This is a genomic window from Streptomyces sp. NBC_01216 (assembly GCF_035994945.1).
GTDB lineage: Bacteria > Actinomycetota > Actinomycetes > Streptomycetales > Streptomycetaceae > Streptomyces.
Window position 1 is genome coordinate 2,193,595 of the sequence record NZ_CP108677.1, and the last position, 24,235, is coordinate 2,217,829.

Sequence of the window (24,235 nt, forward strand, 5' to 3'; positions counted from 1 at the left end):
GGGCGCGGGTGCGGTCAGCCGATGCCGCGGGAGTTGCCCCCGTCCGCGACCAGTACGGCTCCGGTGACGAACCCGGCCTGTTCGGCGGCGAGGAAGGCCACCAGGGCGCCCAGGTCCTCCGCGCGGCCGATCCGGCCGAGCGGGATCCCGGCCGCGACCTCGGCGAGGCGTTCCTCGACCTCGTCCCCGTACTGCACGTCGAGGATCGGGGTGCGGTGGAAGCCGGGCGCGAGGACGTTGACGGTCACCCCCGCCGGTCCGAAGGCGTCGACGAGGCCCCGGGCGAAGCCCAGGACGCCGAGCCTGGCCACCGAGGACAGCCCGCTGCCCGGGTGGGGCCGGCGCACGGACTCGGAGGTGATCATGACGATCCGTCCCCAGCCGGCCTCCCGCAGGTACGGCGCGGCGGCCAGCGACAGCGACACATGGGGCAGCAGGTTGCCGTTCACCGCCTCGCGGTACTCGGCGACCTCGAAGCTCTCCACGGGGCCGAAGGGCACCCCGCCGGAGTTGGTGACCAGTACGTGCAGGGCACCGAACTCCTCGGCGGTGTGCCGGACCCAGCCGGCCGCGGCGTCCTCGTCGCACAGGTCGACGACAGTGCTCAGCACCCGGCCCGGCCCGCAGGCGTCGACCTCCTTGTGGGCGCGGGCCAGCCGCTCGGGGTCACGGCCGCAGAGGGACACGTCGGCGCCCTCGGCCGCCAGCGCTCGGGCGATCGCGAGACCGATTCCGCTGCTGGACGCGGCCACCATGGCGGCCCGTCCGGCGAGACCGAGATTCACGTGGCCTCACCCCGCGAGGCGGCTCCGGTGACGGACGGTTCCGGCCGGCCGGCCGGTGTCGGGGTCCGCCGGGCGTCGGGCGCGTGGCCGGACCGGCCCGCCCGGGGCGGGCGGACGGGGGCGAGCGGGTAGCCGTAGCGGCTCAGCAGCGGGGCCGCCGCCGCCGTGGCCGCGGCGATGTCCGCGCCGGGCAGCGCGGTGCGCCAGCGTTCGTCGGGCCTGATCCGGGTGACGCCGCGGCGCAGCCGGTCCGGGTTGCCCGTGACGGTGTGGTTGGCGCCGAGCGGGATCCGGCCGTCGGCGTCCACCGGGGACGCGTCGTCGAGGCCGGCGAAGCGCAGGACCCGGGCCGTCACCTCGCGCGGGCCGCGCGCCAGATCCTCGTGCCGGACCCGCAGATAGCGCGGGCCGGCGGTCCGCCCGACGAGCTCGGAGGCGAGGTTGAACGCGGTCCAGTAGCCGCTGCTGCGGGCCGGGGACATGGGGTCGATGTAGTCCTTGGCGCTGCGGTAGGACAGGGCGGTGGCGCGCGGGTCGCGCACGATGTGCAGGACCCGGACGTCCAGGTCCCGCCGGCCGAGGAGGGCGGCGGCCTCCGCCGGGTACTTGGAACCGTCCACGATGAGCCGGTCGCCGCCGAGCGCGGCGACCTGCCGGTAGACGGACGCCGAGTGGTCCAGGAGTTCGGTCACACCGGGGGCGGTGGGCCGTTCGCCGCGTGCCTCGGCGAGTCGCGCCGGGGTGTGCCGGGTACGCAGCAGCGCCTGCTGGAGGACGGCGATCCGGTGCGCGGTGGCCTCGGTCGGGGCTTCGGGCAGCGCCGCGAGGACCCCGGACCAGAGCGGGCACGCGAGGACGGGCTGTCCGCAGCCGCAGACGGAGTTGGTGCCGGCGCCGAGCACGCCGTTGCGCCACAGGTAGTACAGCTCTCCGACGTGCCGGACGCCGGGAAGCTCGTTGAGGACGTTGCCGAGCAGGGTGCTGCCGCTGCGCATCCATCCGGTGATGTAGAGGACGCGCGGGGAGGGGCCTGTCATGGTGGTGGGGGTCCCTTCTGGGTGCGGCCCGTCGCGGTCGCCCGCGCGGGCGCGTCGGTCGCGGACCGCCGTCAGTCGCGGGTCAGCAGCAGGAAGTGCTGCGGCAGGTGGACGGCGAGACCGATCCGGCTGCTCGCCTCGACGAGGTCGGAGCCGTCAGGGCCCGCTCCGCGGAGCAGCGCCAGCGAGGCGACGCCCGGGACGAGGAGCGTGACGGCGGCCCGGAAGTCGCCGAGCAGGACCTGGCCGCGCGGGATCATGCGGGTGCGCGAGACGGTGATGCCCGCGGCGCCCAGCTGCCCGAGGACGCCGGCCCGGACGAGCTCCCAGTAGGTGAAGGGGTGGACGACGATCCCGTCGCAGGAGCCGCCGGTCTCCTCGACCTCGGCGGCGGCCTCGGTGATGGCCGCGTGGACGTCGTCACCGAGCGTGCCGCGGCGGATCTCGGGCAGGTTCAGCAGGCCGGTGACGGTCTTGTCCGCGCTGCCGTGCAGCAGCGTCTCGTTCTCCACCACGGACAGCCGGACGAGGACGCGGTAGTCGACGAAGGAGGCGAGGAGCGCCGGCTCGTCGAGGAGTCCGGCGGGCAGCGGCACCCGCACCGTCAGGTCGGTGAGTTCGGCCTGCTCCAGCCGGGGGGCGAACGCGCCTTCCGGGGTGGCCTGGTAGGAGGTCCCGGCGGCGGCCAGGCGGGCGGCCGGCGGCTCGTGCACGAAGGTCACCGGCGCGTCGGCGACCGAGGCGGTCTTCAGCAGGTGGCGGACCGCGTAGCGGGGGCGGGTCGCGAACAGCGGGAAGACGGCCGGGAGATGGGCGCGGAAGGGGACCACGTGGTCCTGGCCCGGTCCCGCGGTGCCCACGGACCAGGCGAACTCCTCCCCCGGGCTGCGGGTGGCCAGGTCCGGGTCCGCGAGCTGTATCCGGACTCCCTGCTGCACGGCGGAATCGGCGGTGGCTGCCAGCATGATGTCTCCCCAGGATTTCGGTGAAATGTTCGGTGGTCATTCACATTAGGCAGCGGCGGCCATCCGGGGGGAGTAAACCGATGGCGCCTTTTTATGGCTCGAATAAGTCGGGGTGATTCCCCCTTCTTGAGCAGCGCATGCCCGCCGTATGACGATGTCACATCGGGTCCGTGACGCCATCCGTGGCGCGGCCGAAAGAGGCCGCCCTAGGCTGAGCCGCAGACTTCACGGAACGTCCTTCTGACGATGTGGGTGGGAGAATGCATCACGACTTGCAGATAAACAGGCTGCGGACTCTGGTGGCCGTGGTGGAGCTCGGCGGCTTCCGGCGGGCGGCGGAGTCCCTGCACATCACCCAGCCCGCGGTCAGCCAGCAGATACGCCAGCTGAGCGGTCTCATACGGAGCCCGGTGTTCGCCTCGACGGGGCGCAACCTGCGGCTCAGCCCGCGGGGCGAGGAGCTCCTGCGGTACGCCCGTCGCATGGTGGCGCTCAACGACGAGGCGGTCGACCGGTTCGTCCCGCAGTCCGGCCAGATCATGGTGTCGATCGGCGTGACGAGCCAGCTCGGTGAGGTGCTGCCGGAGTTCCTGCGGCTGCTGAACCGGGGCATGCCGCAGGCCCAGCTGAGCGTACGGACCGGGGCGAGCGAGGAGCTCGAGGCGCAGCTGTCCAGCGGGCAGCTCGACGCGGCGCTGCTGCTCCAGGGCGATCCGTCGGCCGCCGGCACGCGGAGCCGGGAACTGGGCCGGATGCGGATGGCCTGGTTCGGGCGGCCGGCCCACGGCGAGCGTGACGCGCTGCCCCTGGCACTCTTCCCCGAACCGTGCACGCTGCGCGGCCGGGTTCGGGAGACGCTCGACGCCTCGGAGGTCGAGTGGCGGGTCGCGTACGAGAGCGGCGAGCTGATCGGCCTGCGCTCGGCCGCCAAGGCGGGTCTCGGTATGACCTGCCTGATCGCCAACGGGGACGAGCTGTGGGGGCTGACCCCGACGGTGCGTCCCGGCCTTCCGGCGCCACCCGGACCGCTGCCGGTGACCATGGCGCTGGCCCACGACGGCCTGCCGGACGAGTTCGTCGCCATCGCGGAGAAGGCGTTCCGACAGGCGCTGCGGGGCTACCCGCTGGTCCCGGCGGACGGTGCGGACGGGCCCGGCACCGGGCCGGGGGCCGGTCCGTCCCCGGTGGAGGCGGCCGGACCGCCGGCCGGCGACCCACGAGGCCCCGCCCTCGCGACGGCCGTGGCCTGACCGCCCCGGCCCCGCGCCCCACCCCCCCCCACCCCCCTCACCGCTCCCCGGCCCACCCCCCGCCCCATAAGCACGGACCGTCGTTCCGATCCAGATCCTTCATTGAAGCAGGACGAAACACCGGAATTACCGGACTAGAGTAATTCCCGATTCACCAACCCGCCGGAAGAATTGAGGAAATCGCCATGCAGGAAACCCTCGTAGCCCCCGCATGCCCGGAATGCGACGCCGAAGTCTCGCTGGGAACGGACGCCCGGGTCAGCGAAATAGTCGAGTGCCCGGAGTGCCGCCTGGAACTCGAAATCGAGTCCGTCGAGCCGCCGCTTCTGATTCTGGCCCCCGAGGTCGAGGAGGACTGGGGCGAGTAACGGGCCGGCCATCCCGACGAGAAGACGAGAAGGAGATTTCCCTGATGAGCTCTGCGGCAGCGCGCCTCGGTGTCCTCGCCTCCCGGGTGCGGTTCGAGGAGAAGAACATCCTGACCGCGCTGGAGAGGCGCGGCGTCGCTTGCGAACAGATCGACCCCCGCACCCTGTCCGTCCGGGCCGGTACGCCCTGGGACGGCCCGCAGACCGTGCTCAACCGCGAGGTGGGCCACTACCGGGCGCTCTACGCGGCGTCCGCACTGGAGTCGGCGGGCGTGACGGTGCTCAACACCGCCGCCGCGACGGCGGTCTGCGGGGACAAGTGGCAGACCTCGGCGACCCTGGTCGCCCGGGGCCTGCCCACCCCGGAGACCACGCTCGCCCTGACTCCCGAGGCGGCGCTCAAGGCACTCGAGGAACTGGGCTATCCCGCGGTGATCAAGCCGCTGGTCGGGTCCTGGGGGCGCCTGGTCACCCGCGTCACCGACCGGGCCATGGCCGAGGCCGTCCTGGAACACCTCGCCGCACTGCCCTCCCCGCAGTCGCACATCGTCTACGTCCAGCGCGAGATCGCCAAGGCGGACCGGGACATCCGGGTCCTCGTCGTGGGCGGCCGGGCGGTCGGGGCGACGTACCGCAGGAGCGAGGACTGGCGCACCAACGTGGCCAGGGGCGCGGTCAGCGAACGCTGCCCGCTGGAGCCGGAGCTGACCGCCCTCGCGGTGGCTGCGGCGGACACCGTCGGCGCCACGCTCGCCGGGGTGGACCTCCTGGAGGAGCCGGGCGGCCGGCTCACCGTCCTGGAGGTCAACGACCGGGTCGAGTTCCGGGGCCTGCAGTCGACGTACGGAACGGACCTCGATGTGGCGGAGACCATCGCCGCCCTCCTGACAGCGAAGGCAGGGGCACAGTCATGATCCGCGCAGCAGTGCTGGGAGCGGCCGGCTACATCGGCGGGGAGCTGCTGCGGCTGCTCGTCAACCACCCGCAGGTCGACGTGGTCGCCGCCACCTCGCGCACCCTCCAGGGACGCCAGATCGACGGCGTCCACCCGAACCTGCGCCACCGCACCAAGCTGGCCTTCTCCTCGGAGGACCAGCTCCCGCGCTGCGACGTGCTCTTCCTGGCGACCCCGCACCGCGAGACCATGCGCCGGATGCCGGAGTTCCTGGACAGGGCGGGCGTCGTCATCGACCTGTCCGGCGACTTCCGGCTGCGGGACACCGGCACGTACGAGGACTACTACGGCACACCGCACGAGGCACCCGGGCTCATCCCGACCTTCGTCCAGGGGCTGCCGGAGCACCACCGGCAGGCGCTGCGCACCGCGGACCGGATCTCCGTACCCGGCTGCATGGCCGCCGCGGGCATCCTGTCGCTGGTCCCGCTGGCCGAGGCCGGGCTCATCACCGGGGACATCACCGTGGACGCCCGGACCGGCTCCAGCGGTTCGGGCGCGAAGGCCGGAGCGGAGAACCTGCACGCCGAACGCAGCGGAGCGCTGCGGGTGTTCGCTCCGACCCGGCACCGGCACGAGGCGGAGATCGCCCAGGCCACCGGCCACACCGTACGGATGTCGGCGACCGGTGTGGAGGCTGTCCGGGGGGTCCAGCTCCTCAGCCGGGCGACACTGGCCGAGGGGGTCGACGAGCGGGCCATCCGCTCCGCCTACCGGTCCCGCTACGCCGACGAGCCGTTCATGCGCATCGTCGCGGCGCGGCGCGGACTGCACCGCTTCCCCGACGCCAAGATCCTCTCCGGTTCCAACTTCTGCGACATCGGGTTCGCCCTCGACCGCGGCGCCGCCACGGTCACCGTGATCGCGGCACTGGACAACCTCGTCAAGGGCGGCGCGGGCAACGCGGTGCAGTGCATGAACGTGCGCTTCGGCGAACCCGAGGAGCGCGGACTGGAGTTCACCGGCCTGCACCCCAACTGACCCGCCCGGCCGGACCCTCCCCCGCGGCCCCGCCGGGACCGCCGGACCCGTCCGGCCGGCTCCCTCCCACGGCCCCGCACCCGAGCCCCGCCCCACGTACCAGTCGAAAGGACCCAGCCATGAGCAGCCCACCTCTGCTGCGGGGCGCCCCCGCCCGCACCGACATCACCGGCACGGACGTCACCGGCCTCGACGCGCACGGACCCGACACGACGGAGCCGGCCGCCGTCACCCGCCGGATCAGGGAACACATCGTCGCCATGTGCGCCGGACCCGAGGGCGGCCACCTCGGCGGTTCGATGTCGCTCGTCGAGATCCTGTCCGTCCTCTACTTCCGGGTGATGCGGCACGACCCGCGCTTCCCGGGCCTGCCCGAGCGCGACGTGCTGCTGCTGAGCAAGGGCCACGGCGGCATCGCCCTGTTCGCGACGCTGTGCGAGGCCGGCTACTTCCCGGCCGAGGTACTCGACGAGTACGCCCGGCCCGGCAGCCACTTCATGGCCCACCCGCACCCGGAGATCCCTGGCGTGGAGATCGCCTCCGGCTCGCTCGGCCACGGGCTCGCACTCGGGGTCGGCTACGCGCTGGCCAACCGACTCGACGGCTCCGACCGGCGCTCCTTCGTGGTGATGGGCGACGGCGAGCTCCAGGAGGGCTCCGTCTGGGAGGCCGCCTCGGTCGCCTCCGCACACCGGCTGAACAGCCTCACCGCGATCGTCGACCGCAACGGCCTCCAGATCACCGGCGGCACCGAGAGCGTCAACTCCCTGGAGCCGCTGGCAGATCGCTGGCGGGCCTTCGGCTGGCGGGTGCTGGAGGCCGACGGGCACGACACCGAGGAGCTCACCCGCGCGCTGACCCTGCCGGCCGACCCGCAGGCGCCCACCGTGATCATCGCGCACACCGTCAAGGGCAAGGGCGTTCCCTTCGTGGAGGGCCAGGCACGGAGCCACTACGCGCGGCTGAACGGCCGGCAGCACCTGCGGGCGCTCAACGCGGTCCGCGCCTCGACGGGCGGTGAGCGCCGATGAGTACGGCCCCCGCCCCCGCCCGCGCCGCCCGCGAGGTCTACCGCGACACCGTCGCCGAACTCCTGCCCGGCGAGCCGCGCCTGGTCGTCCTGGACAGCGACACCGGACTGTTCGGAGGGGTGGACTTCGGTTCCGCCGCCGACCGGTACCTCAACCTCGGCATCGCCGAGCACACCCTGATGGGGACGGCCGCCGGCCTGGCCCGCGAAGGCCGCATCCCCCTGGTCAACACCATGGCCGCGTTCGCCTCCTCCCGCGCGGTGGAGGCCGTGAAGATCGACATCGCGATGGGGAACCTTCCGGTGCTGATCGCGGCCACCCACTCCGGGGTGTCGGCCGGGCACCTCGGCCCGACCCACCACGCCCTGGAGGACCTCGCGGTGATGCGGGCGCTGCCCCACATGACCGTGGTGGTCCCCGGCGACGCCGCCGGCACCGGGGAACTCCTGCGCCAGGCGCTCACCCTGGGCGGTCCGGTCTACTTCCGGCTCGGCCGGGGCGCCACCCCCGACCTGCCCGCCGGTCCGCCGCTGCGGCTCGGCAAGGCCCAGCAGCTGCGGCACGGCACGGACGTCACGCTCGCCGCGTGCGGCCCCTACCCGACGCTCGCCGCCCTGGAGGCGGCCGACCTCCTGGAGTGCGAGGGCATCACGGCGAACGTGCTGCACCTGCACACGGTCAAGCCGCTGGACACCCCGGCGCTGCTCAGCTCGCTGGGCGTCCGCGACACGGTGATCACCGTGGAGGAGCACTGGAGCTCCGGCGGGTTCGGCTCGGCGGTCGCCGAGGCGCTCAGCGCCGTGCGTCCGGTGCGGGTGCACCGGATGGCGCTGCCGGACGAGTTCGTCCCCGTCGCCGGCAGCCAGCGCTATCTGCTCGAACGCGGCGGGGTGAGCGCGCGGGCGATCGCCGAGCGTGCCCGCGACTCGCTCGTCTCGCGGTCGGGAGGCACCCGTTGACCGCCGCCGACGCCTATCGCGCCGCCGGCTGGTGGCGGGACGAGACGGTCCTGCACGACCTGCGCCGCTGGGCCCGGGAAAGGCCGGACCGGGCCGCCCTGGTCTGCTACCGGGGCACCGCCCACGAGTCGGTGAGCTACGCCGAACTGGCCCGCCGCGTCGACCGGCTCGCGGTCGGTCTGCTCCGCCTCGGGGTACGCCGCGGCGACGTGGTGACCCTGCAACTGCCCAACTCCTGGGAGCTGGTGGCGCTCTGCCTGGCCGCCGCCCGGGTCGGCGCGGTCCCGGGCCCGGTGGTCCCGGTCATGCGCCGCCGCGAGGTGGAGTTCATGACCCGGCTCACCGCGAGCCCCGTCTACATCGGCGCCTCTCAGACGCGCGGCTTCTCCTACGGGGAGATGAGCGCGGAGGTCGCCGGCGCCGTCCCCACCCTGCGCCACCGGGTGCTGCTGGGGGCGAGCACCGAGGACCTGGCCGGCGGCGCCCTGGACTTCGGGCGTGATCTCTACGCGCCGGAACCCGATCCGGAGCTGCTCGCCTCCCTGGACGCGATCGAGGCCGGGCCCGACGACGCCGGGCAGATCATGTTCACCTCGGGGACCACGGGAGAACCCAAGGGCGTCGTGCACAGCCACAACACGCTGTACTCGATGAACCGCGCGCAGGCCGACGTCCTCGGTCTGACCGGTGACGAGGTCACCGCCATGGGCTCGCCGACCACCCACCAGGCCGGTTTCACCTGGAACTTCGTGATGCCTCTGCTCCTCGGCGCGACCGCCGTGCAGGTGGACCGCTGGGACCCGCGGCTGATGCTGCGCACGCTCCAGGAGCAGCGGGTGACGTTCTTCATGGGCGCCCCCACCTTCCTTTCGGACCTGATCGACGCCCAGCGCGAGACCCCGCACGACCTCTCGGCGCTGCGCAGCTTCGCCACCGGCAGCGCGCCGATAGCGCCGCTGCTCGTGGAGGACGCCCGTGAGGTGCTCGGCTGCCGGGTCTACGCGCTGTGGGGCATGACCGAGAACGGCTGCGTCACCGTCACCCGGCCCGGACAGCCGGTGCTGCGCGCCGCCGAGAGCGACGGCACGCCCGTGCCCGGCATGGAGGTGCGGATCGTCGGGCGGAACGGCGAGCCGGTGGAGCCGGGTACGGCCGGGCTGCTCCAGGTGCGCGGCTCCGCCCAGTGCCTGGGCTACTTCCGGCGCCACGCGGTGTACGACGCCTGCGTCACCGCCGACGGCTGGTTCGACACCGGGGACCTGGCCCGGGACGACGGTCACGGCGGGATACGGATCACCGGCCGCGTCAAGGACGTGATCATGCGCGGCGCCGAGAACATCCCGGTCGTGGAGGTCGAGGGGGCCCTGCTGCGCCATCGCGCGGTCAAGGACGTCGCGGTGGTCGGTTACCCGGACGCCCGGCTCGGTGAACGCGCCTGCGCCTTCCTCGTCACCCAGGGCGCCGCCCCCGGCCTGGAGGACGTCCGAGCCCATCTGGCCGGACTCGGCATGGCCCGTACGTACTGGCCCGAGCGGCTGGAACTGGTGCCGGCCCTGCCGCGCACCCCCTCCGGAAAGATCCAGAAATTCGCGCTCCGGGACCGGCTCCGGGCCCAGGAAGGACGCACGGCCTCATGAACGACACCTTCGCCTCCCAGGACGCCTTCACCCCCCGCCAGGAAGAACTGGCCAAGCGGATCGAGGAGTTCGCCGCCGAGAAGATCGCGCCGCACCGTCAGGAGAACGACCGGCGCGGGGCGTACCGCCCGGGGCTGATCGAGGACCTGGCCGCGGCCGACCTGTTCGCGCTGCGGGTGCCGCCCGAGTACGGCGGCCTCGGTCTGGACGCCGTGAGCGCCGGCATCGCCCTGGAGAAGCTGGCGGCGGCCGACCTGTCGGTCTGCTTCCCGGTGCTGAACGCCGCGCTGATCGGCGGGGTGCTCGCCTCGCACGGGGACGCGGCCCAGCTGGAGCGCTGGCTGCCGCCGATCGCCCGCGGCGAGGCGGTGGTGGCGCTCGCGCTGACCGAGGCGGGGCACGGCACGGACGCGGCGGGCATCGAGATGCGCGCCGAGCCCGACGGCGACGGCTGGGTACTCACCGGCGAGAAGACCTCGATCATGGTGACGGCCTACGCCACGCACGCGCTGGTGTTCGCGCGCACCGGCGGCGAGGGCGCGCACGGCATCAGCGCCTTCTACGTGCCGCTGGACGGCGACCGGGTCCGCAAGGAGCGGCTGACCGACCTCGGCTGCCGCTCCGGCGGACGTGGCCGGCTGGTCTTCGACGGCCTGCGGGCCGGGCCGGAGGACCTGGTCGGGGCGCCCGGTGGCGGCTTCGCCGCGGTGATGCGCGGCTTCGCGGTCTCCCGGGCGTACATCGCGCTGATGGCGATAGCCGTCGGGAACGCGGCTCTGGCGGAGGCGTATACGCACGCGACCGGGCGGACCGCGTTCGGGCAGCCGATCAGCCGCTACCAGTCGGTCGTGTTCCCGCTCGTGGAGCACACCACGCTGCTGCACGCGGCGCGGCTCGTGTCCTTCGAGGCGCTGGGCAAGTCGGACCGCGGCGAGGACCCGCGGGTCCCGTCGAACATGGCCAAGTGGTGGGCCCCGAAGGCGGCCGTGGAGGCCGTGCACCAGGCACTGCTGACCATGGGTCACCTGGGCTGGAGCGAGGACGGACCGGTCGCCCAGCGACTGCGGGACGTCATCGGGCTGCAGCTCGCGGACGGCACCGCGGCGGCCACCAAGCTGACGGTGGCGCGGCTGCTGCTCGGCAAGGAGCACGCGCCGTGACGGCCCCGGTGGCCGAGAGTCCGGCGGGCGCCTTACGGTCGGCGGACGCCGTGCGGTCCGTGGCGGCCCTGCTGTCAGCGGGCGCCGGCGGGAGCGCGGAGCCCTTGGCGGTAGGTCTGCATCTTGGAGCGGGTGCCACAGACGGCCATGGAGCACCAGCGGCCGCTGCGGTTGCGGGCGCGGTCGTAGAAGGCCCACTCGCAGCGGTGCTCGCGGCATGCCTTGAGTCGCTGCCAGGACCCGTCGCCGGCCGCCTCGACGACGACGGCGAGGATCTGCCCGATCATGCCGCGGGTGCCGGTTCCGGCCGGCCGCAGACCGGGGGTCCCGGTCTCGTCGAAGGCCAGGACCAGGGGGCAGTCCGCCGCGGCACGGCCGACGGCCGGGCGGGCCTCCGGGTCGGCCGGGGCTCCGTTGTTCTCCCGCATGAGGGCGCGCAGCGCCTCGCGTACCTCGACCACCTCCCGGCGGTCGGACTCGGTGGTGCCCCGGAGGTCCGGGCGGAAGCCCTGCCGTTCCATCCACCGCGTCAGCCCGTCAAGGGACGCGAACTCGTCGGGTCCGAACTCGACGTTGACGCTGTTGACGAACGACTGCACCAGGGCGAGCCGGCCGGGGGCCACCTCACGGTCGCCGGGCTGTCGCACGCGCTTGGGTTCCGTCATCCCCCAGACCCTACCGGCGAATCACTTTCGCCGGTATCCCCCGCCGCCCGTCCCACCCCGTCCCCCCTGACACCCGAAATCCCCGTGAACCCCGTGAACCCCGTGAACCCCGTGAAAGGAAACTCATGACCAGCACCCACGGCACGGCCGCCGCCCGGCCGCCGCTTCTCCTGCTGTGCTCCGCGCAGTTCATGCTCGTCCTCGACTTCGCCATCGTGAACGTGGCGCTGGGCGCCATGCAGCGCGACCTCGGATTCACCGCCGGCGGACTCCAGTGGGTCGTCGGCGCCTACGCGCTCTTCTACGGCGGCTTCCTGCTGCTCGGCGGGCGTGCCGGTGACGTGTTCGGCCGCAAGCGGATGTTCGTGACCGGCCTGGGCGTCTTCACGCTCGCCTCGCTCGTCGGCGGCCTCGCCACCGAACCATGGCTCCTCGTCCTGGCGCGCGCGGTCCAGGGCCTGTCGGCCGCGGCCGTCTCCCCGGCGGTCCTGGCGATGATCGCCGGCGGCTTCCCCGAGGGTCCCGAGCGCGTGAAGGCGATGGGCATCTTCGGCGCGGTCTCCTCGGCCGGCTTCACCGGCGGTGTGGTGGCCGGCGGTCTGCTCACCGAGTACCTCACCTGGCGTGCGGTCATGCTGGTCAACGTGCCCGTCGGCATCGTGCTCGTGGCGCTGGCCGCCCGCCGGCTCGTCGCGGACCACCGCGCCACCCGCTCCGCCTCGCTGGACCTGCCCGGCGCGGTGCTCGTCACCTCGGCGATGTGCGCCCTCACCTACGGGCTGACCATGGCCTCCGACCGCGGCTGGGGCTCGACGCCGGTCCTCACCTCGCTGATCGGCGGCGCGGTCCTGCTGCTCGTCTTCCTGGTCGTGCAGACCAAGGTCTCCGAGCCGCTGGTGCCGCTGTCGATCTTCCGCAACCGCGCGCTCTCCTCGGGCAACGGGATCGCGTTCCTGTCCGGTGGCGTGATGTCGGTGTCGACCTTCTGCATCACCATGTACATGCAGCAGGTGCTCGGGTACTCCCCCCTCAAGGCGAGCATGGGCTTCTTCCCTCAGGCATTCGTGGTGTTCCTGGCGAGCCTGCCGGTCGTCAAGCTCACTCACCGGCTCGGCGCCCGCACGGTCCTGATCATCGGCGGAGTGCTGCTGGCCCTCGGTTCGGGCCTGCTGGCCCAGGTCACCGCGGACAGCTCCTACGCGCTGGGCGTGCTGCCCGGCGGTGTGCTGATCGGTCTCGGTGTCACGGTCATGATGATCTCCACCGCCATCGCCGGCACCAGCGGCGTCAGCGGACCGCAGATGGGTCTGGCCTCCGGTCTGTTCAACTCCAGCCGCCAGCTCGGCGTCGGTCTCTGCCTCGCTCTCGGCGTGGCCATCGCCGGTGTCGCGCACGGCGCCGGCGCGAAGATCCCGGTGAGCGGCTTCCAGGACGCCTTCTGGTTCACCACCGCCATCTCCGCGGCCATCGTCGTGGTGTCGGTCTTCGGGCTGCGGCGCACGGCCGTGGCCTCGGCCGCGACCGCCGCGCCGGCCGCCGGCGGGGAGCAGAAGGCCCCGGTCGCCGCGAACGGCGCCACGGCCGCGGCCCAGTAGGTCCCCGCTGTCGATGCCGGCGGCCGGCCCCGGAGCGACGGGGCCGGCCGCCGCATCGCATCCCCACGACCGGGACCGGCAGCCGGTCCCGGCACCACGACCCGCACGACCCGCACGGCCGGCACGGACCCACGGCCCCACAAGCCCCACCGACTCCACCGGCCCCACAAGCACCACGAACATCACGAGAGGAGCAGGCGATGACACACGTACTCGTCGCGGGCGGAGGGATCGGCGGGCTCGCCGCCGCTCTGGCGCAGGCCCGCGCAGGCCACCGAGTGACGGTCCTGGAGGGCCGGGCGGAGTTCTCGGAGATCGGCGCGGGCATCCAGCTGGCGCCCAACGCCTTCCACGCGCTCGGCGCACTGGGGGTGCGCGAGGCGGTGGCCGGGCGGGCCGACTTCATCGACGAACTGCGCTTCCTGGACGGCACCTCCGGACGAAAGGTCGCCGCCATGGAGCTGACCGGGGCCTACCGGGGCAGGTTCGGCGGCCCCTACGCCGTGGTCCACCGCGGCGATCTGCACCGGGCCCTGCTCGACGGCTGCCGGGACGCCGGGGTGCGGCTGCTGGCGGGTCACCGGGTGGCCGGCTACCGGCAGGCCCGGGACCGGGTGACGGCGCTGACCGACAGCGGGCGGCGCTTCGCCGCCGACGTGCTGCTGGGCGCGGACGGACTGCGCTCGGCGGTCCGGGCCCAGCTCGTCGGCGACGGCGGCCCCCGTATATCGGGACACACCATCTACCGTTCCGTGATCCCGATGTCAGAGGTCCCCGAGGAGCTGCGGTCGAAGTCCGTCACCCTCTGGGCGGGCCCCGGCTGGCACTTCGTGCACTACCCGATCGGTGGCGGCGCGTTCCTCAACCTCGCCGCGACCCGCGACGACGGCGCCGCGCGGGAGATCACCGGCGTCCCGGCGGACCGCGCTCATGTCCTGGGCGAGTTCCCCGGACTGTGCGCCGGGGCCCGGCGCCTCCTGGAGCTGGGCCGGGACTGGCGCATCTGGGTGTTGTGCGACCGCGATCCGGTGGACGGCTGGGTGGACGACCGGGTGGCGCTGCTCGGCGACGCCGCCCATCCGATGCTGCAGTACGCCGCGCAGGGCGCCTGCATGGCCCTGGAGGACGCGGTGGTGCTGGGCGGGCTGCTGCGCTGCCCGCCCGGAGAGCTTCCGGCGCGCCTGACCGAGTACAACGCGCTGCGTCGCGGCCGTACCGCGCGGACGACCCTGACCGCGCGGGAGATGGGCGAGCGGCTCTACCACGCGGCGGGCGCGGAACGACCGGCGCGGAACGCACTGCTGGCGGGGCTCTCCGCCGACGGACTGCGTGACGCGGTGGCCTGGCTGCACGGCTCCACCTCGTTCACCGAGGCCGCAGAAGCCCCCGGGGTCACCGGGAGGGCGCTCGCGGTGGCCGAGGTGCCGTGACCCTCGGCTCCGCCCGCGCGCCGGACGACGACCGCCGTACCCGCTCCGCCGGGGTGCGGCGGTCCGTGCTGTCGGCCCACACTCGCGTACCGCCCGGCGAGTTCGGCGCCTATCCGCGCCAGCTCGGCGCGCACGGAGCCGGGTTCGAGCACCTCGACAAGGGCACCCCAGCCGGCCAGGTTGCGGGCGACGTCCAGCGGTGTCGGCGCGGCGAGCCGGACGCGCGCCCGGCCGTCGGGATGGGTGCCGTCGGGATGGCAGTGGCGGCCGAACCGGTCGCGCAGCACCTTCAGGTACCGCTCCTCGACGAGGACGGTCGCCCAGGTGCGCGAGCGTCGCTCCTCCACGTCGCCGACGACCTCCCGCCACGCCTCGGCGAGCGCGAAGCCGTCCGGGCGCGCGGCCCGCTCGCCGGTCGGCTCGGCCGATCCGATCCGGTCGACCCGGAAGGTCCGCCGGCCCCGCTCGGTACCGGCGACGAGATACCAGGTGTCGTCCTTGTCGACCAGGCCCCAGGGGTCGACGATCCGCTCGGTCGTCTCCCGCGCGCCGTCGGTGTACGTCAGCCGGACCCGGTACCGGCGGATCACGGCCGCCTGGAGCCGGTCGACCATCGCGGGCCGGCCGCGGTCGCGCTCGCCCCACGGGGTGGGGTCGACCATGGTCGCGTCGGCGGCGGCCTCGGCGTCGGCGCGGAAGGTCGGCGGCAGCGCCCGCAGGAGTTTACGCAGCGCGGCCCTGGCCTCGGCGGAGACCGCCGCGGCCGGTCCGACGAGCAGGAACAGCGCCTCGGCCTCGCCGGCGGACAGTCCGGTCAGATCGGTGCGCGCCCCGCCGACCAGCGCCCAGCCGCCACCGCGGCCGGGTTGCGGGTACACCGGTATGCCGGCCGCGGCCATCGCCTCCAGGTCGCGGCGGGCGGTGGCCACGGACACCTCGAGCTCGCCGGCCAGCTCGGCGGCGGTGACCCGGCCCCGTCGCTGCAGGAGCAGGAGGCCGGCGACGAGTCGGTCAGCGCGCATGTTTCCAGCCTCTCTCGTAAAGTGCTCACTTGGTGAGCACTTTGGGTCGGAGGATGGTCACGGTTACGGAACGAAGGAAGGAACCACCCCATGCTGCGAGGACTTGCCACCGTCAACTTCTATGCGGACGACGTGGAAGCAGCCAAGAAGTGGTACGCGCAACTGCTCGGCGTCGAGCCGTACTTCGAGCGTCCGGGCGACGGCGAGCCGGCCGTCTACTACGAGTTCAGGATCGGTGACCACCAGACCGAACTCGGCCTGATCGACCGCCGCTACGCGCCTCCGGGCCTGCCCGAGACCCCCGGCGGGGCGATCGGCCACTGGCACGTCGACGACGTGGAGGCCACCCTCGAACGGCTGCTGGCGATGGGAGCCACGCCGTACACGCCGCTGACCGAGTACGGCCCCGGCTTCGTGACCGCGTCCGTGACGGACCCCTTCGGCAACGTCCTGGGCATCATGTACAACGAGCACTACCTGTCGATGTTGAGCGCCTGACCGTCCTCGGGCCCGTGTCACGCCGCCGCGCGCGCCGGCACCCGCGCGCACGGCGGTGGCCCCCACGTCGATCCGTGGGGGCCACCGTCACGCGTGGCGCCCGCCTTCCGGCCAGAGGTCATCCGGCGGGCTCTCGGAGCCTGCCGGATGGCCTTCGGCCGGAAGGCGGGCGCGGCATGGTGCGTGCGACTCCAAGGCGCCGGGAGGTCCTCGTAGCGGAGCTACTCGGACGTGTCGGCGACGCGGGAAGCGTGCGTGCCAGGTCGTGGCCGCCCGGCCAGAGGTGATCCGGCGGGCTCTCAGACGGCCACGTCCTTGCGGCCGACCAGCGCGGCCATCTTCTGGACGGTCGGTTCGTCGAAGAGGTCGACCAGTTCCAGTTCGACGCCGTGCTCCTCGCGGACCAGTTCGGTCAGCCGGGCCGCGCGCAGCGAGTCGCCGCCGAGGTCGAAGAAGTTGTCCAGGACCCCGACGCCGTCCAGTTCGAGGACCTTCGTCCACAGGCCGTGCAGCGACTTCTCGAGCGGGTCGGCGGGGGCCTGGTAGGCGGTGTCGACGTCGGGGCGGGAGCGCGGCGGCTCGGGCAGCGCGGCGCGGTCGATCTTGCCGTTGGTGCTGGTGGGCAGGCCGCCGACGACATAGGCCGCGGGGACCATGAAGGACGGCAGTCGTCGGCCGAGGCCGCGGCGGATCTCGCGCACCGAGGGCGTGGCGCCGGTGTCGGGCTCGATGTAGGCGGTCAGCTGCACGTCGCCCTGGCCGTCCTGGCGGGCGAGGACGGCGGCCTGCTGGACGCCGGGGAGGGTGGTGAGGACGACCTCGATCTCGCCGAGGTGGACGCGGTTGCCGCGCACCTTGACCTGGTTGTCGGTGCGGCCGACGATCTCGATGCTGCCGTCGGGCCAGTATCGGGCGAGGTCGCCGGTGCGGTACATGACCGGGTGCCGGGCGGGGTCGATCGGGTTGGTGATCCATTTCTCGGCGGTGGCCTGCGGCCGGCCGAGGTAGCCGGCCGAGAGGCTGACGCCGGCGATGCAGAGCTCGCCGACCAGACCGGGCGGCAACGGGCGGAGGTCCTCGTCGAGGACGTAGATGGTGACGTTGGTGGTGGGCCGGCCGATGGGCGGCAGCCTGCGGGCCCGGCCTTCCTCGCCGAGCCGCTCGCCCATCTCGCTGATGTCGCAGCTGGCGACGACGGTCGCCTCCGCGGAGCCGTAGAGGTTGATCAGCCGGAACGGCAGCCCGGCCGGCGGCCAGGACTGGATGCGCTCGCCGCAGACCCGGATGTTCTCCAGCGGGGTGTCCTCGGGCCATTCCAGCCGCCACAGGCGTTCGGCCATCGGCTTCATCAGGAGGGTGGTGGTGATGCCCTCGCGCAGGAACCACTCCTGGAGGCGGTACTCGGAGGCGACGACGGAGACGTCGGGGATGTGCACGGTGCCGCCGACGGCGAGGACCGGGAAGCACTCGACCTCGATCATCCCGTAGCCGGGGGCCGCGAGCCAGGTGCCCTGCGAGTCGCTGCTCATGCCGCACAGCCCGGCCATGCTGTGGATCAGGTTGCGGGCGGCGCCGAAGCGGACCATGACGGCCTTGGGGGCGCCGGTGGAGCCGGAGGTGTAGCAGATGTGGATGAGGTCGTCGGCGCCGACGGGTTCGCTGACCTCGGTGACCGGCTCGGTGTGCCAGTCGTCGGTGTCCAGCGCGAGGACCGGGGCGAGGCCCTCGACCTTGGACTCGTGGGCGGCCAGCGTCAGCACGGCGGCGGCGGACGCGTCCTCGATCATGTAGCGGATGCGGTCGGCCGGGAAGTCGCTGTCCAGCAGGATCGCCGCGCAGGCCAGCTTGAAACAGGCGAGCTGGGCGATCAGGCTCTCGGCACCGCGCGGGAAGCAGACGCCGATCCGGTCGCCGGGCCGTACGCCGCGCGCGGTCAGCCGGTGGGCGAGCTGGTTGGCCCGCTCGTCCAGCTCGCGGTAGGTCAGCCGGGCGCCGGGCAGGATCACGGCGAGGGCGTCGGGAGTGCTCCGGGCGTGTGCGGCGACCCGCTCGTGGAACCAGGGTTCCGGCACCGGTCCCGCGGTGTCGTTCCACTCCACCAGCGTGCGGTGGGTCTCCTCCGGCGTGAGCAGGGCGATGTCCCGCACGGTGCCCTCGGGTGCGGCGCTCAGCGCGGCGAGCACCCGCTCCAGGTGGCGGGCGTACTGGAGTGCCGCCTGCTCGTCGAACTCCTCACTGTCGAGAGCCAGTTCGAAGGAACCCTCGGCAGGCTGGACGGAGAGGGTCAGGGCGGCGGGTGCGGGACCGGCGGGCAGGGCCGCGGTGGTGACGGCGGCGTGCGCGGGGCGCCCTGACGGGACCTCGGCGGCGTCGGCGACGACGGCTTCGGCCGCGGCGCGCAGGAGCCGGGCCGCCGTGGTGTCGCCGGTCACCCGTATCGCGGCGGCCTGGCCGGAGCCGGACTGTCGCAGGCGTCCGATCAGCAGTTCCGTCTCACCCGTGTAGCGGTGTACGAGCGCGGCCAGGGCGGCCGTCGCGTACTCCTCGGGGTGGGCCGCGGCGGGGGCGGGGACGGCGAGGGTGTGTCGGTGCGGGGTGGCGGTCCGCGCGCCGTCGAGAACGCGGGCCAGGGGCAGGGTGGAACTCGTGTTGACTGCCACGGTGGTGATTCCTCTCGGGATGTTCACGGCATCGGAAGGGGCACGTGGGGGCGCCGCCGGGGTGGGACGGGATCGGGCCGGTCCGGGTGCCGGACGGGCCGGCGGCGAAGGACCTGCGGCGAAGGACGCGCACGCGGTACGAAGCGGCGCGGGGGGCCGGGGACACCGGGGCGCCGGACGCGGAGGGGGTGCGCGCGGCGGTGGGGGCCGGTGGTGGGGGTCCCCGGCGGTCCGGGGTGGGCGGCGAGCGGGTGGGGGTCAGTGCCGGGTGGGGGCGGTCCGCGTCGCCCGGCGGGTGGCGACGGCGTCGGCGAGTCCCTCGATCATCCGGGCCGTCTGCTGCCAGTCCACACAGGCGTCGGTGACGCTCTGTCCGTACGTGAGCAGGTCGGTCCGGCCGATCCGCAGGTCCTGACGGCCGGCGGCCAGGAAGCTCTCGATCATGACACCGGCGACGCCCCGCTCCCCGGCGGCGATCCGCGCGGCGATGTCGTCGACGACCAGCGGCTGACGCTCGTGGTCCTTGTTGCTGTTGCCGTGGCTGGCGTCGACGACCAGCCGCTCGGACAGCCCGGCGGCGGTGAGCTGTGCCAGCACCTCGGCGACCGGCTCGGCCCCGTAGTTGGGCCCCTGGCTGCCGCCGCGCAGCACCACGTGGCCGTCGGGGTTGCCCTCGGTGCTGATCACGGCCGCCCGTCCGTCGTCGCCGATGCCCGGGTAGACGTGCGGGTGCGAGGCGGAGACGATCGCGTCGACCGCGTCCTCGACGCTGCCGCCGGTGGCGTTCTTGAAGCCGATCGGCATGCCGAGGCCGCTGGTGACCTGGCGGTGCACCTGGCTCTGGACGGTGCGGGCGCCGACGCAGCCCCAGGAGACCGCGTCGGACAGGTAGTGCGGGACCAGCGGGTCGAGGAACTCGCAGGCGACCGGCAGCCCGGTGCCGGCGATCTGGGCCATCAGGCCGCGGGCGAGGCGCAGCCCGCTGGGCAGGTCCTGCGAGCCGTCCAGCCGGGGGTCGCTGAGCAGGCCCTTCCAGCCGACCCGGGTGCGCGGCTTCTCGACGTACACGCGCATGACCACGAGGAGCCGGTCCTGGAGTTCGGCGGCGAGCGCGGAGAGCCGTTCGGCATAGGTGAGGGCGGCGTCCGGGTCGTGCACGGAGCACGGGCCCGAGATGACCAGCAGGCGGTCGTCCTGGCCGGACAGGACCCGGGCGATCTCGCGGCGGGCTCTCTGGGTGGTCTTGCGGGCGAGCGGCGGGAGCGGGATCTCCTCGCGGAGCTCGGCGGGAGTGGGCAACCGGGCGGCGGCGGTGCCGGTGAAGGCCGTGGTGGGCGGGGTGGCCGGGGTGCGGACGATGCTCATCTGGGTGGGTCCCTTCGTGGGGCGGAAGTGGGTGCGGGCCGTGCGGGCGGGTCAGACGCCGTCGGCGGTGAGCACCGCGGCGGAGAAGGTGAAGCCCATTCCGGTGCCGATCACGAGGATGCGGTCGCCGGGGCTCAGCAGGTCGTTGCGCAGCAGGTGGTCGAGGCCGTACAGCTGGTCGCAGGGACCGAGGTGACCGATGGTCAGGCCCAGCTCGTGGAGGGAGTCGCGCGGAGTGATGTCGAGGTGCCGTACGAAGCTCTCGCGGTGCAGGGTCCGGCCGACGAAGGGCGTCACGAGCCAGTCGACGCCGTCGGGGGCGACGCCCGCCTCGTCGAGGGCGCGGCCGACGACGCTGCGGGTGCGCTCGACCGACCGGGTCTGCACGTCGCGCAGCGACACCTCTCCGGTGGCCAGGAACTCCCGGGTCCGGCGGCGCATGTCGGGCTGGTCCCCGGGCGCGGTACGGAAGGGCTCGGCGCCGCGGGACAGTCCTTCGAGGACGGTGTCGGTCTCGCTGACGAGAGACCGCAGGCGCAACCGGCCGGTGTCGCGGGTCACCACGGCGGCGGCGGCGCCGTCGCCGAAGACCATGCCGGGCGAGGTGTACCAGCGGTTGCTCGGCGGCGCGAAACGGTCCGCGAGGGTGATCAGGGCGGAGGGCACGTCGGGGCGGGCGATCAGGGTGGAGGCGGCGACGTCGAGTGAGGCGAGGGAGCCGTTGGACCAGGCGGCGACGGTCATCGGCATGCTGCGGAGGGTGGGGCCGAGCAGTTCGCGGGCGATCCAGCAGGCGGCGGGCCACATGTCGATGCCCTGGAAGTGGCCGTGGCTGTGCAGGACGAGGGAGTCGGCGTCGACGCGCGCGCCCTTCTCACCGGCGTCCTTGACGGCCTGGCGGCCGGCGGTGACCGCCATCTCCGGGGGCGCCTCGGTGGAGCGGGAGTAGCTGATCATGCCGGTGCTGGCGGCGGCATCGGCCGAGTAGGAACCGTCGGCCACCGCCTCGGCCACCGGCACGGCTTCACCGAGGGTGCCTCCGGTGCCGGCGATCCAGATGTTGTCGAAACGCATCGGACAGGTCCTTTCCTGGGTGGGGGCGGTGGGAGGGGCGGTGGCGGTGCGGGCCCGTACTTCCGTTACCAATAAAGACGTTATGCAGGTATCGCGGTCGGGACAACGGTCTCTCGATAACGCTCCGTTACCTCTCCGAGCAGTTCGGAGATCAGGCCGGCGAGCAACTCGCCGCCGCGGCGGGTCAGCACCGAGGCGGGGTGGAACTGGACCGAGGCGAAGCCGGGGCCGCGCAGGGCGTGCACCTCGCCGCTCTCCTCGCGGAACACCCGGACGCTCCCCGGGCGGGCCGGACAGTCGACGAGGTCGTGGGCGGAATGGGCGGCGAAGGTGTTGTAGAAGCCGACGGGCTCGTCCCGGCCGAAGCAGTCGATGTGCCGCTGGAGCCCCTGGGTGGGCATCGGGTGGCGCACGATCGGGAGCCCGAGGAGCGTGCCGAGCACCTGGTGGCCGAGGCAGACGGAGAGGAAGGGGATGCCCCGGTCGAGGAGTTCGCCCGTGACCCTGCGCATCCGGGCGATCTTCGGGTCGTCCGGGTCCCGCGGGTCACCGGGACCGGGGCCGACGATGACCAGGTCGTGGGCGTCGACCCGGAAGTCCTCGTCGTGCCGCTTCACGACGATCCGCAGGCCCTGGGCCTCCAGCAGGTGGCGGGCCATCGCGGTGAAGGTGTCCTCCGCGTCGATCACCAGCACCCGCCGGCCGGCGAGGGCGGGCACGGCGCGGGCGCGGTCCCCGGGTGGCCGGAACCAGAACTCGGCCAGCGGCTCGTTGCGGGCGGCCAGCGCCCTCGCCACCTCCGGGTGGGAGGCGAGCCCGTCCGCGCGACCCGCTCCCGCCGGGGCGACGCCCTCCGGGGACCGCAGTGCCTCGACGAGCCCGGCCGCCTTGGCCCGGGTCTCCGCCGCCTCACCCGCCGGGTCGGAGTCGCGCACCAGGGTGGCGCCGACCGGGATGCGGACCCGGCCGGCCGCGTCGATCTCCGCCGTACGGATGAGGATCGCCGAGTCCATGGCCCGGCGGCCGTGCGCGTCACGGCCGATCAGCGCGGCCACCCCCGCGTAGTAGCCGCGTCCCTCGGGTTCGTGACGGCTGATCACCTCGCAGGCGCTCTCCAGCGGGCCGCCGGTCACCGTGGGCGCGAACAGCGTCTCCCGCAGGATGTCACGTACGTCCAGGGAACTGGTGCCCTCGATGTGGTACTCGGTGTGGGCGAGACGGGCCATCTGCTTGAGGGCCGGACCGGTGACCCTTCCGCCCAGGTCGCAGACCCGGCCCATCATCTTCAGCTCCTCGTCGAGCACCATGTACAGCTCGTTGGCCTCCTTGGGGTCGGCGAGGAAGTCCAGCACCCCGGCCAGATCGGGCCCGTCCGCCGGATAGCGGTAGGTGCCGCTGATCGGGTTCATCACGACCTGCCCCGCGTCCAGGCTGATGTGCCTCTCCGGGGACGCCCCCACGAAGGTCCGGCCCCCGGTGTGGATGACGAACGTCCAGTATCCGCCGGGGTCGCGGCCGGCCAGCCTGCGGAAGAAGGACAGCGCGGTGCGCGCCGACCAGTCGGTGATCCGCGCGGTGAAGGACCGCTTGATCACGAAGTTCGCCCCGGCACCCCGGCCGATCTCCTCGGTGAGCACCCGGCGGACCCGCGCCGCGTACTCCTCGTCGTCGGCGTCGAAACAGGCGTCCGTCAGATCGATCGGCACGTCCGGCAGGGCGGCGAGGACCGCGTCGAACGGCAGGACCGCCTGGTCCTCGACGGTCATGGTCAGCAGGGGCGCCCCGTCGTCCGGGCAGGCGTAGCCGCGCTCGCGGATCTGCCGGTAGGGCAGCAGCGCCAGGACCTCGTGGCGGGCGGCCGGGCCCGGCCCGGGGTCGCCCGCGGGCGCGGGCGGCAGCGGAATGTCCGCGATCAGTTCACGCTCGGTGGTCGGGCCCACGAGCAGGTCGATCCGGTCGGGCCCGGTGGCGCCGGGCCGGTGGAGCAGGGCGAACGGCGGCGGATCCGCGCCGAGCACCCGGTCGAGCAGGGGGTGGCGGCTCATCGCGCACCTCCGTCCAGGGCGGTCAGCACCGCACGCGTGGAGACCGCGACCGAGCAGCGGGAGGAGACGTACTCCAGCGTCTCGCGGTGACGGTCGGCGGAGAAGTCGGCGATCGCGTCGCCGACCACGAAGGTCTGGATGTCGTGCGAGAAGCCCTCGTGTGCGGTCATCAGGATGCCGACGTGGGCGTAGACCCCGCAGATGACGAGCTGGTCGCGGCCGGTCCGGCGGAGCAGCGCGAGCAGATCGGTGCGGCAGAAGGCACTGGGCCGCCACTTGGTGAAGACCTGGTCGCCGGGGGCCGGCGCGATCCGCTCGGGGATGGCGCGGTGGGCCGGGTCGGCGCTCATGCCGGTGCCCCAGAAGTCCTTCAGCAGGCCGCGCTGCTCGTCCGTCATGCCGCCGGGCTGGGCGGTGTAGACGACGGGCGCCCCGGCTTCGGCGAAGGCGCCGCGCAGCGCCTCGGTGTGGTCCATCAGGTCGGTGAGCGGCTGGCGGCCCTCGTCCGGGCCGCCGTGGCCGAAGGGGCTGAGGAAGTAGTTCTGCAGGTCGTGGACGAGCAGGACCGCGCGGTCGGGGTCGACCGTCCAGGTCGCGGTGTTGCGCGGCAGTTCGTCCTCGGCCGGCATGGGATAGGAGTCGATCAGGGGGATCGCCATCGTGGCTCCAGGGATGCGGAGGGAAACACGGACAGGGAAGGAGAGGGCGGGTGGCGGGGAGGCCGGAAGGGGGCGGGGGCTCAGGGCCTGGCGG

Annotated in this window: 20 protein-coding genes and 1 pseudogene; 11 read left to right on the forward strand and 10 right to left on the reverse strand. The window is 73.5% G+C overall.

All coding sequences use genetic code 11. From position 1 onward, the window contains the following. Positions 1–14: 14 nt before the first annotated feature. The 3 genes from OG393_RS09180 to OG393_RS09190 form a co-directional block, all read right to left on the reverse strand. Positions 15–785 (reverse strand): SDR family NAD(P)-dependent oxidoreductase, encoded by a 771-nt coding sequence (locus OG393_RS09180; RefSeq protein WP_327374141.1) that lies wholly within the window; start codon positions 783–785, stop codon positions 15–17. Beyond that, positions 782–1,822, reverse strand: a complete 1,041-nt coding sequence (locus tag OG393_RS09185; protein WP_327374142.1) for a sulfotransferase — start codon at positions 1,820–1,822, stop codon at positions 782–784. The genes OG393_RS09180 and OG393_RS09185 overlap by 4 nt, the downstream gene beginning before the upstream one ends. Before the next feature lie 71 nt (positions 1,823–1,893). Further along, on the reverse strand, positions 1,894–2,787 hold the full coding sequence (locus tag OG393_RS09190; protein WP_327374143.1) for a family 3 encapsulin nanocompartment shell protein: 894 nt from the start codon (positions 2,785–2,787) through the stop codon (positions 1,894–1,896). 272 nt (positions 2,788–3,059) lie between these two features. Here OG393_RS09190 and OG393_RS09195 point away from each other — a divergent pair, with 272 nt between their 5' ends. The 8 genes from OG393_RS09195 (at position 3,060) to OG393_RS09230 (ending at position 11,128) form a co-directional block, all read left to right on the forward strand. After that, on the forward strand, positions 3,060–4,037 hold the full coding sequence (locus tag OG393_RS09195) for a LysR family transcriptional regulator (RefSeq protein WP_327374144.1): 978 nt from the start codon (positions 3,060–3,062) through the stop codon (positions 4,035–4,037). Positions 4,038–4,222: 185 nt separating this feature from the next. Continuing rightward, positions 4,223–4,405 carry a lysine biosynthesis protein LysW gene (locus OG393_RS09200; protein WP_327374145.1) on the forward strand — a complete coding sequence of 61 codons (183 nt, stop codon included), beginning with the start codon at positions 4,223–4,225 and terminating at the stop codon, positions 4,403–4,405. A gap of 44 nt (positions 4,406–4,449) precedes the next feature. Continuing rightward, positions 4,450–5,319, forward strand: coding sequence for a RimK family alpha-L-glutamate ligase (locus OG393_RS09205; protein ID WP_327374146.1), 870 nt, complete (start codon positions 4,450–4,452; stop codon positions 5,317–5,319). Further along, entirely contained in the window at positions 5,316–6,341 is a 1,026-nt protein-coding gene (argC, locus tag OG393_RS09210; RefSeq protein ID WP_327374147.1) for an N-acetyl-gamma-glutamyl-phosphate reductase, read from the forward strand. The genes OG393_RS09205 and argC overlap by 4 nt, the downstream gene beginning before the upstream one ends. Positions 6,342–6,601: 260 nt before the next feature. Beyond that, on the forward strand, positions 6,602–7,372 hold the full coding sequence (locus OG393_RS09215; RefSeq protein ID WP_442817409.1) for a transketolase: 771 nt from the start codon (positions 6,602–6,604) through the stop codon (positions 7,370–7,372). Beyond that, complete coding sequence (locus OG393_RS09220; RefSeq protein ID WP_327374149.1) at positions 7,369–8,331, forward strand: transketolase family protein; 963 nt, start codon at positions 7,369–7,371, stop codon at positions 8,329–8,331. The genes OG393_RS09215 and OG393_RS09220 overlap by 4 nt, the downstream gene beginning before the upstream one ends. Next, positions 8,328–9,968, forward strand: coding sequence for an AMP-binding protein (locus OG393_RS09225; RefSeq protein WP_327374150.1), 1,641 nt, complete (start codon positions 8,328–8,330; stop codon positions 9,966–9,968). The genes OG393_RS09220 and OG393_RS09225 overlap by 4 nt, the downstream gene beginning before the upstream one ends. Further along, positions 9,965–11,128, forward strand: a complete 1,164-nt coding sequence (locus tag OG393_RS09230) for an acyl-CoA dehydrogenase family protein (RefSeq protein WP_327374151.1) — start codon at positions 9,965–9,967, stop codon at positions 11,126–11,128. Before OG393_RS09225 ends, OG393_RS09230 begins: the two co-directional genes overlap by 4 nt. Positions 11,129–11,202: 74 nt before the next feature. On the opposite strand, the gene OG393_RS09235 is transcribed toward OG393_RS09230, so the two are convergent. Beyond that, positions 11,203–11,793 carry a CGNR zinc finger domain-containing protein gene (locus tag OG393_RS09235; RefSeq protein WP_327374152.1) on the reverse strand — a complete coding sequence of 197 codons (591 nt, stop codon included), beginning with the start codon at positions 11,791–11,793 and terminating at the stop codon, positions 11,203–11,205. Between the two features lie 125 nt (positions 11,794–11,918). Here OG393_RS09235 and OG393_RS09240 point away from each other — a divergent pair, with 125 nt between their 5' ends. Continuing rightward, positions 11,919–13,388: an MFS transporter gene (locus OG393_RS09240; RefSeq protein WP_327374153.1), complete on the forward strand. Its 1,470-nt coding sequence runs from the start codon at positions 11,919–11,921 to the stop codon at positions 13,386–13,388. A gap of 200 nt (positions 13,389–13,588) precedes the next feature. Next, on the forward strand, positions 13,589–14,818 hold the full coding sequence (locus OG393_RS09245; RefSeq protein WP_327374154.1) for an FAD-dependent monooxygenase: 1,230 nt from the start codon (positions 13,589–13,591) through the stop codon (positions 14,816–14,818). Positions 14,819–14,925: 107 nt separating this feature from the next. Here the strand turns inward: OG393_RS09245 and OG393_RS09250 are convergent. Next, positions 14,926–15,840: pseudogene (locus OG393_RS09250) on the reverse strand (helix-turn-helix transcriptional regulator); the annotation flags it as partial. Between the two features lie 90 nt (positions 15,841–15,930). On the opposite strand from OG393_RS09250, the gene OG393_RS09255 reads away from it, so the two are divergent. After that, positions 15,931–16,338 carry a VOC family protein gene (locus OG393_RS09255; protein WP_327374155.1) on the forward strand — a complete coding sequence of 136 codons (408 nt, stop codon included), beginning with the start codon at positions 15,931–15,933 and terminating at the stop codon, positions 16,336–16,338. A 299-nt stretch (positions 16,339–16,637) separates the two neighbouring features. Here OG393_RS09255 and OG393_RS09260 read toward each other — a convergent pair whose 3' ends face one another. The 5 genes from OG393_RS09260 to OG393_RS09280 all read right to left on the reverse strand — a co-directional run bounded on the left by OG393_RS09260 (position 16,638) and on the right by OG393_RS09280 (position 24,141). Beyond that, entirely contained in the window at positions 16,638–18,998 is a 2,361-nt protein-coding gene (locus OG393_RS09260) for a non-ribosomal peptide synthetase (RefSeq protein ID WP_327374156.1), read from the reverse strand. 258 nt (positions 18,999–19,256) lie between these two features. Continuing rightward, on the reverse strand, positions 19,257–20,363 hold the full coding sequence (locus tag OG393_RS09265; protein WP_327374157.1) for a 3-deoxy-7-phosphoheptulonate synthase: 1,107 nt from the start codon (positions 20,361–20,363) through the stop codon (positions 19,257–19,259). A 51-nt stretch (positions 20,364–20,414) separates the two neighbouring features. Further along, the gene (locus OG393_RS09270) at positions 20,415–21,437 is read right to left on the reverse strand and encodes a ketoacyl-ACP synthase III family protein (protein ID WP_327374158.1); all 1,023 of its coding nucleotides are present in this window, start codon (positions 21,435–21,437) and stop codon (positions 20,415–20,417) included. A gap of 80 nt (positions 21,438–21,517) precedes the next feature. Then, positions 21,518–23,482: an anthranilate synthase family protein gene (locus tag OG393_RS09275; protein ID WP_327374160.1), complete on the reverse strand. Its 1,965-nt coding sequence runs from the start codon at positions 23,480–23,482 to the stop codon at positions 21,518–21,520. Further along, on the reverse strand, positions 23,479–24,141 hold the full coding sequence (locus tag OG393_RS09280) for an isochorismatase family protein (protein WP_327374161.1): 663 nt from the start codon (positions 24,139–24,141) through the stop codon (positions 23,479–23,481). The genes OG393_RS09275 and OG393_RS09280 overlap by 4 nt, the downstream gene beginning before the upstream one ends. Between the last annotated feature and the right edge of the window lie 94 nt (positions 24,142–24,235).

Bases quoted from the DNA above. Each gene is read 5' to 3' on its own strand.
- OG393_RS09230 (WP_327374151.1), top strand. From the start codon at position 9,965: ATGAACGACACCTTCGCCTCCCAGGACGCCTTCACCCCCCGCCAGGAA.
- OG393_RS09265 (WP_327374157.1), bottom strand. From the start codon at position 20,363: ATGAGCATCGTCCGCACCCCGGCCACCCCGCCCACCACGGCCTTCACC.
- OG393_RS09220 (WP_327374149.1), top strand. From the start codon at position 7,369: ATGAGTACGGCCCCCGCCCCCGCCCGCGCCGCCCGCGAGGTCTACCGC.
- OG393_RS09215 (WP_442817409.1), top strand. From the start codon at position 6,602: ATGTGCGCCGGACCCGAGGGCGGCCACCTCGGCGGTTCGATGTCGCTC.
- argC (WP_327374147.1), top strand. From the start codon at position 5,316: ATGATCCGCGCAGCAGTGCTGGGAGCGGCCGGCTACATCGGCGGGGAG.
- OG393_RS09275 (WP_327374160.1), bottom strand. From the start codon at position 23,482: ATGAGCCGCCACCCCCTGCTCGACCGGGTGCTCGGCGCGGATCCGCCG.
- OG393_RS09185 (WP_327374142.1), bottom strand. From the start codon at position 1,822: ATGACAGGCCCCTCCCCGCGCGTCCTCTACATCACCGGATGGATGCGC.
- OG393_RS09200 (WP_327374145.1), top strand. From the start codon at position 4,223: ATGCAGGAAACCCTCGTAGCCCCCGCATGCCCGGAATGCGACGCCGAA.
- OG393_RS09270 (WP_327374158.1), bottom strand. From the start codon at position 21,437: ATGCGTTTCGACAACATCTGGATCGCCGGCACCGGAGGCACCCTCGGT.
- OG393_RS09235 (WP_327374152.1), bottom strand. From the start codon at position 11,793: ATGACGGAACCCAAGCGCGTGCGACAGCCCGGCGACCGTGAGGTGGCC.
- OG393_RS09280 (WP_327374161.1), bottom strand. From the start codon at position 24,141: ATGGCGATCCCCCTGATCGACTCCTATCCCATGCCGGCCGAGGACGAA.
- OG393_RS09255 (WP_327374155.1), top strand. From the start codon at position 15,931: ATGCTGCGAGGACTTGCCACCGTCAACTTCTATGCGGACGACGTGGAA.
- OG393_RS09190 (WP_327374143.1), bottom strand. From the start codon at position 2,787: ATGCTGGCAGCCACCGCCGATTCCGCCGTGCAGCAGGGAGTCCGGATA.
- OG393_RS09240 (WP_327374153.1), top strand. From the start codon at position 11,919: ATGACCAGCACCCACGGCACGGCCGCCGCCCGGCCGCCGCTTCTCCTG.
- OG393_RS09205 (WP_327374146.1), top strand. From the start codon at position 4,450: ATGAGCTCTGCGGCAGCGCGCCTCGGTGTCCTCGCCTCCCGGGTGCGG.
- OG393_RS09245 (WP_327374154.1), top strand. From the start codon at position 13,589: ATGACACACGTACTCGTCGCGGGCGGAGGGATCGGCGGGCTCGCCGCC.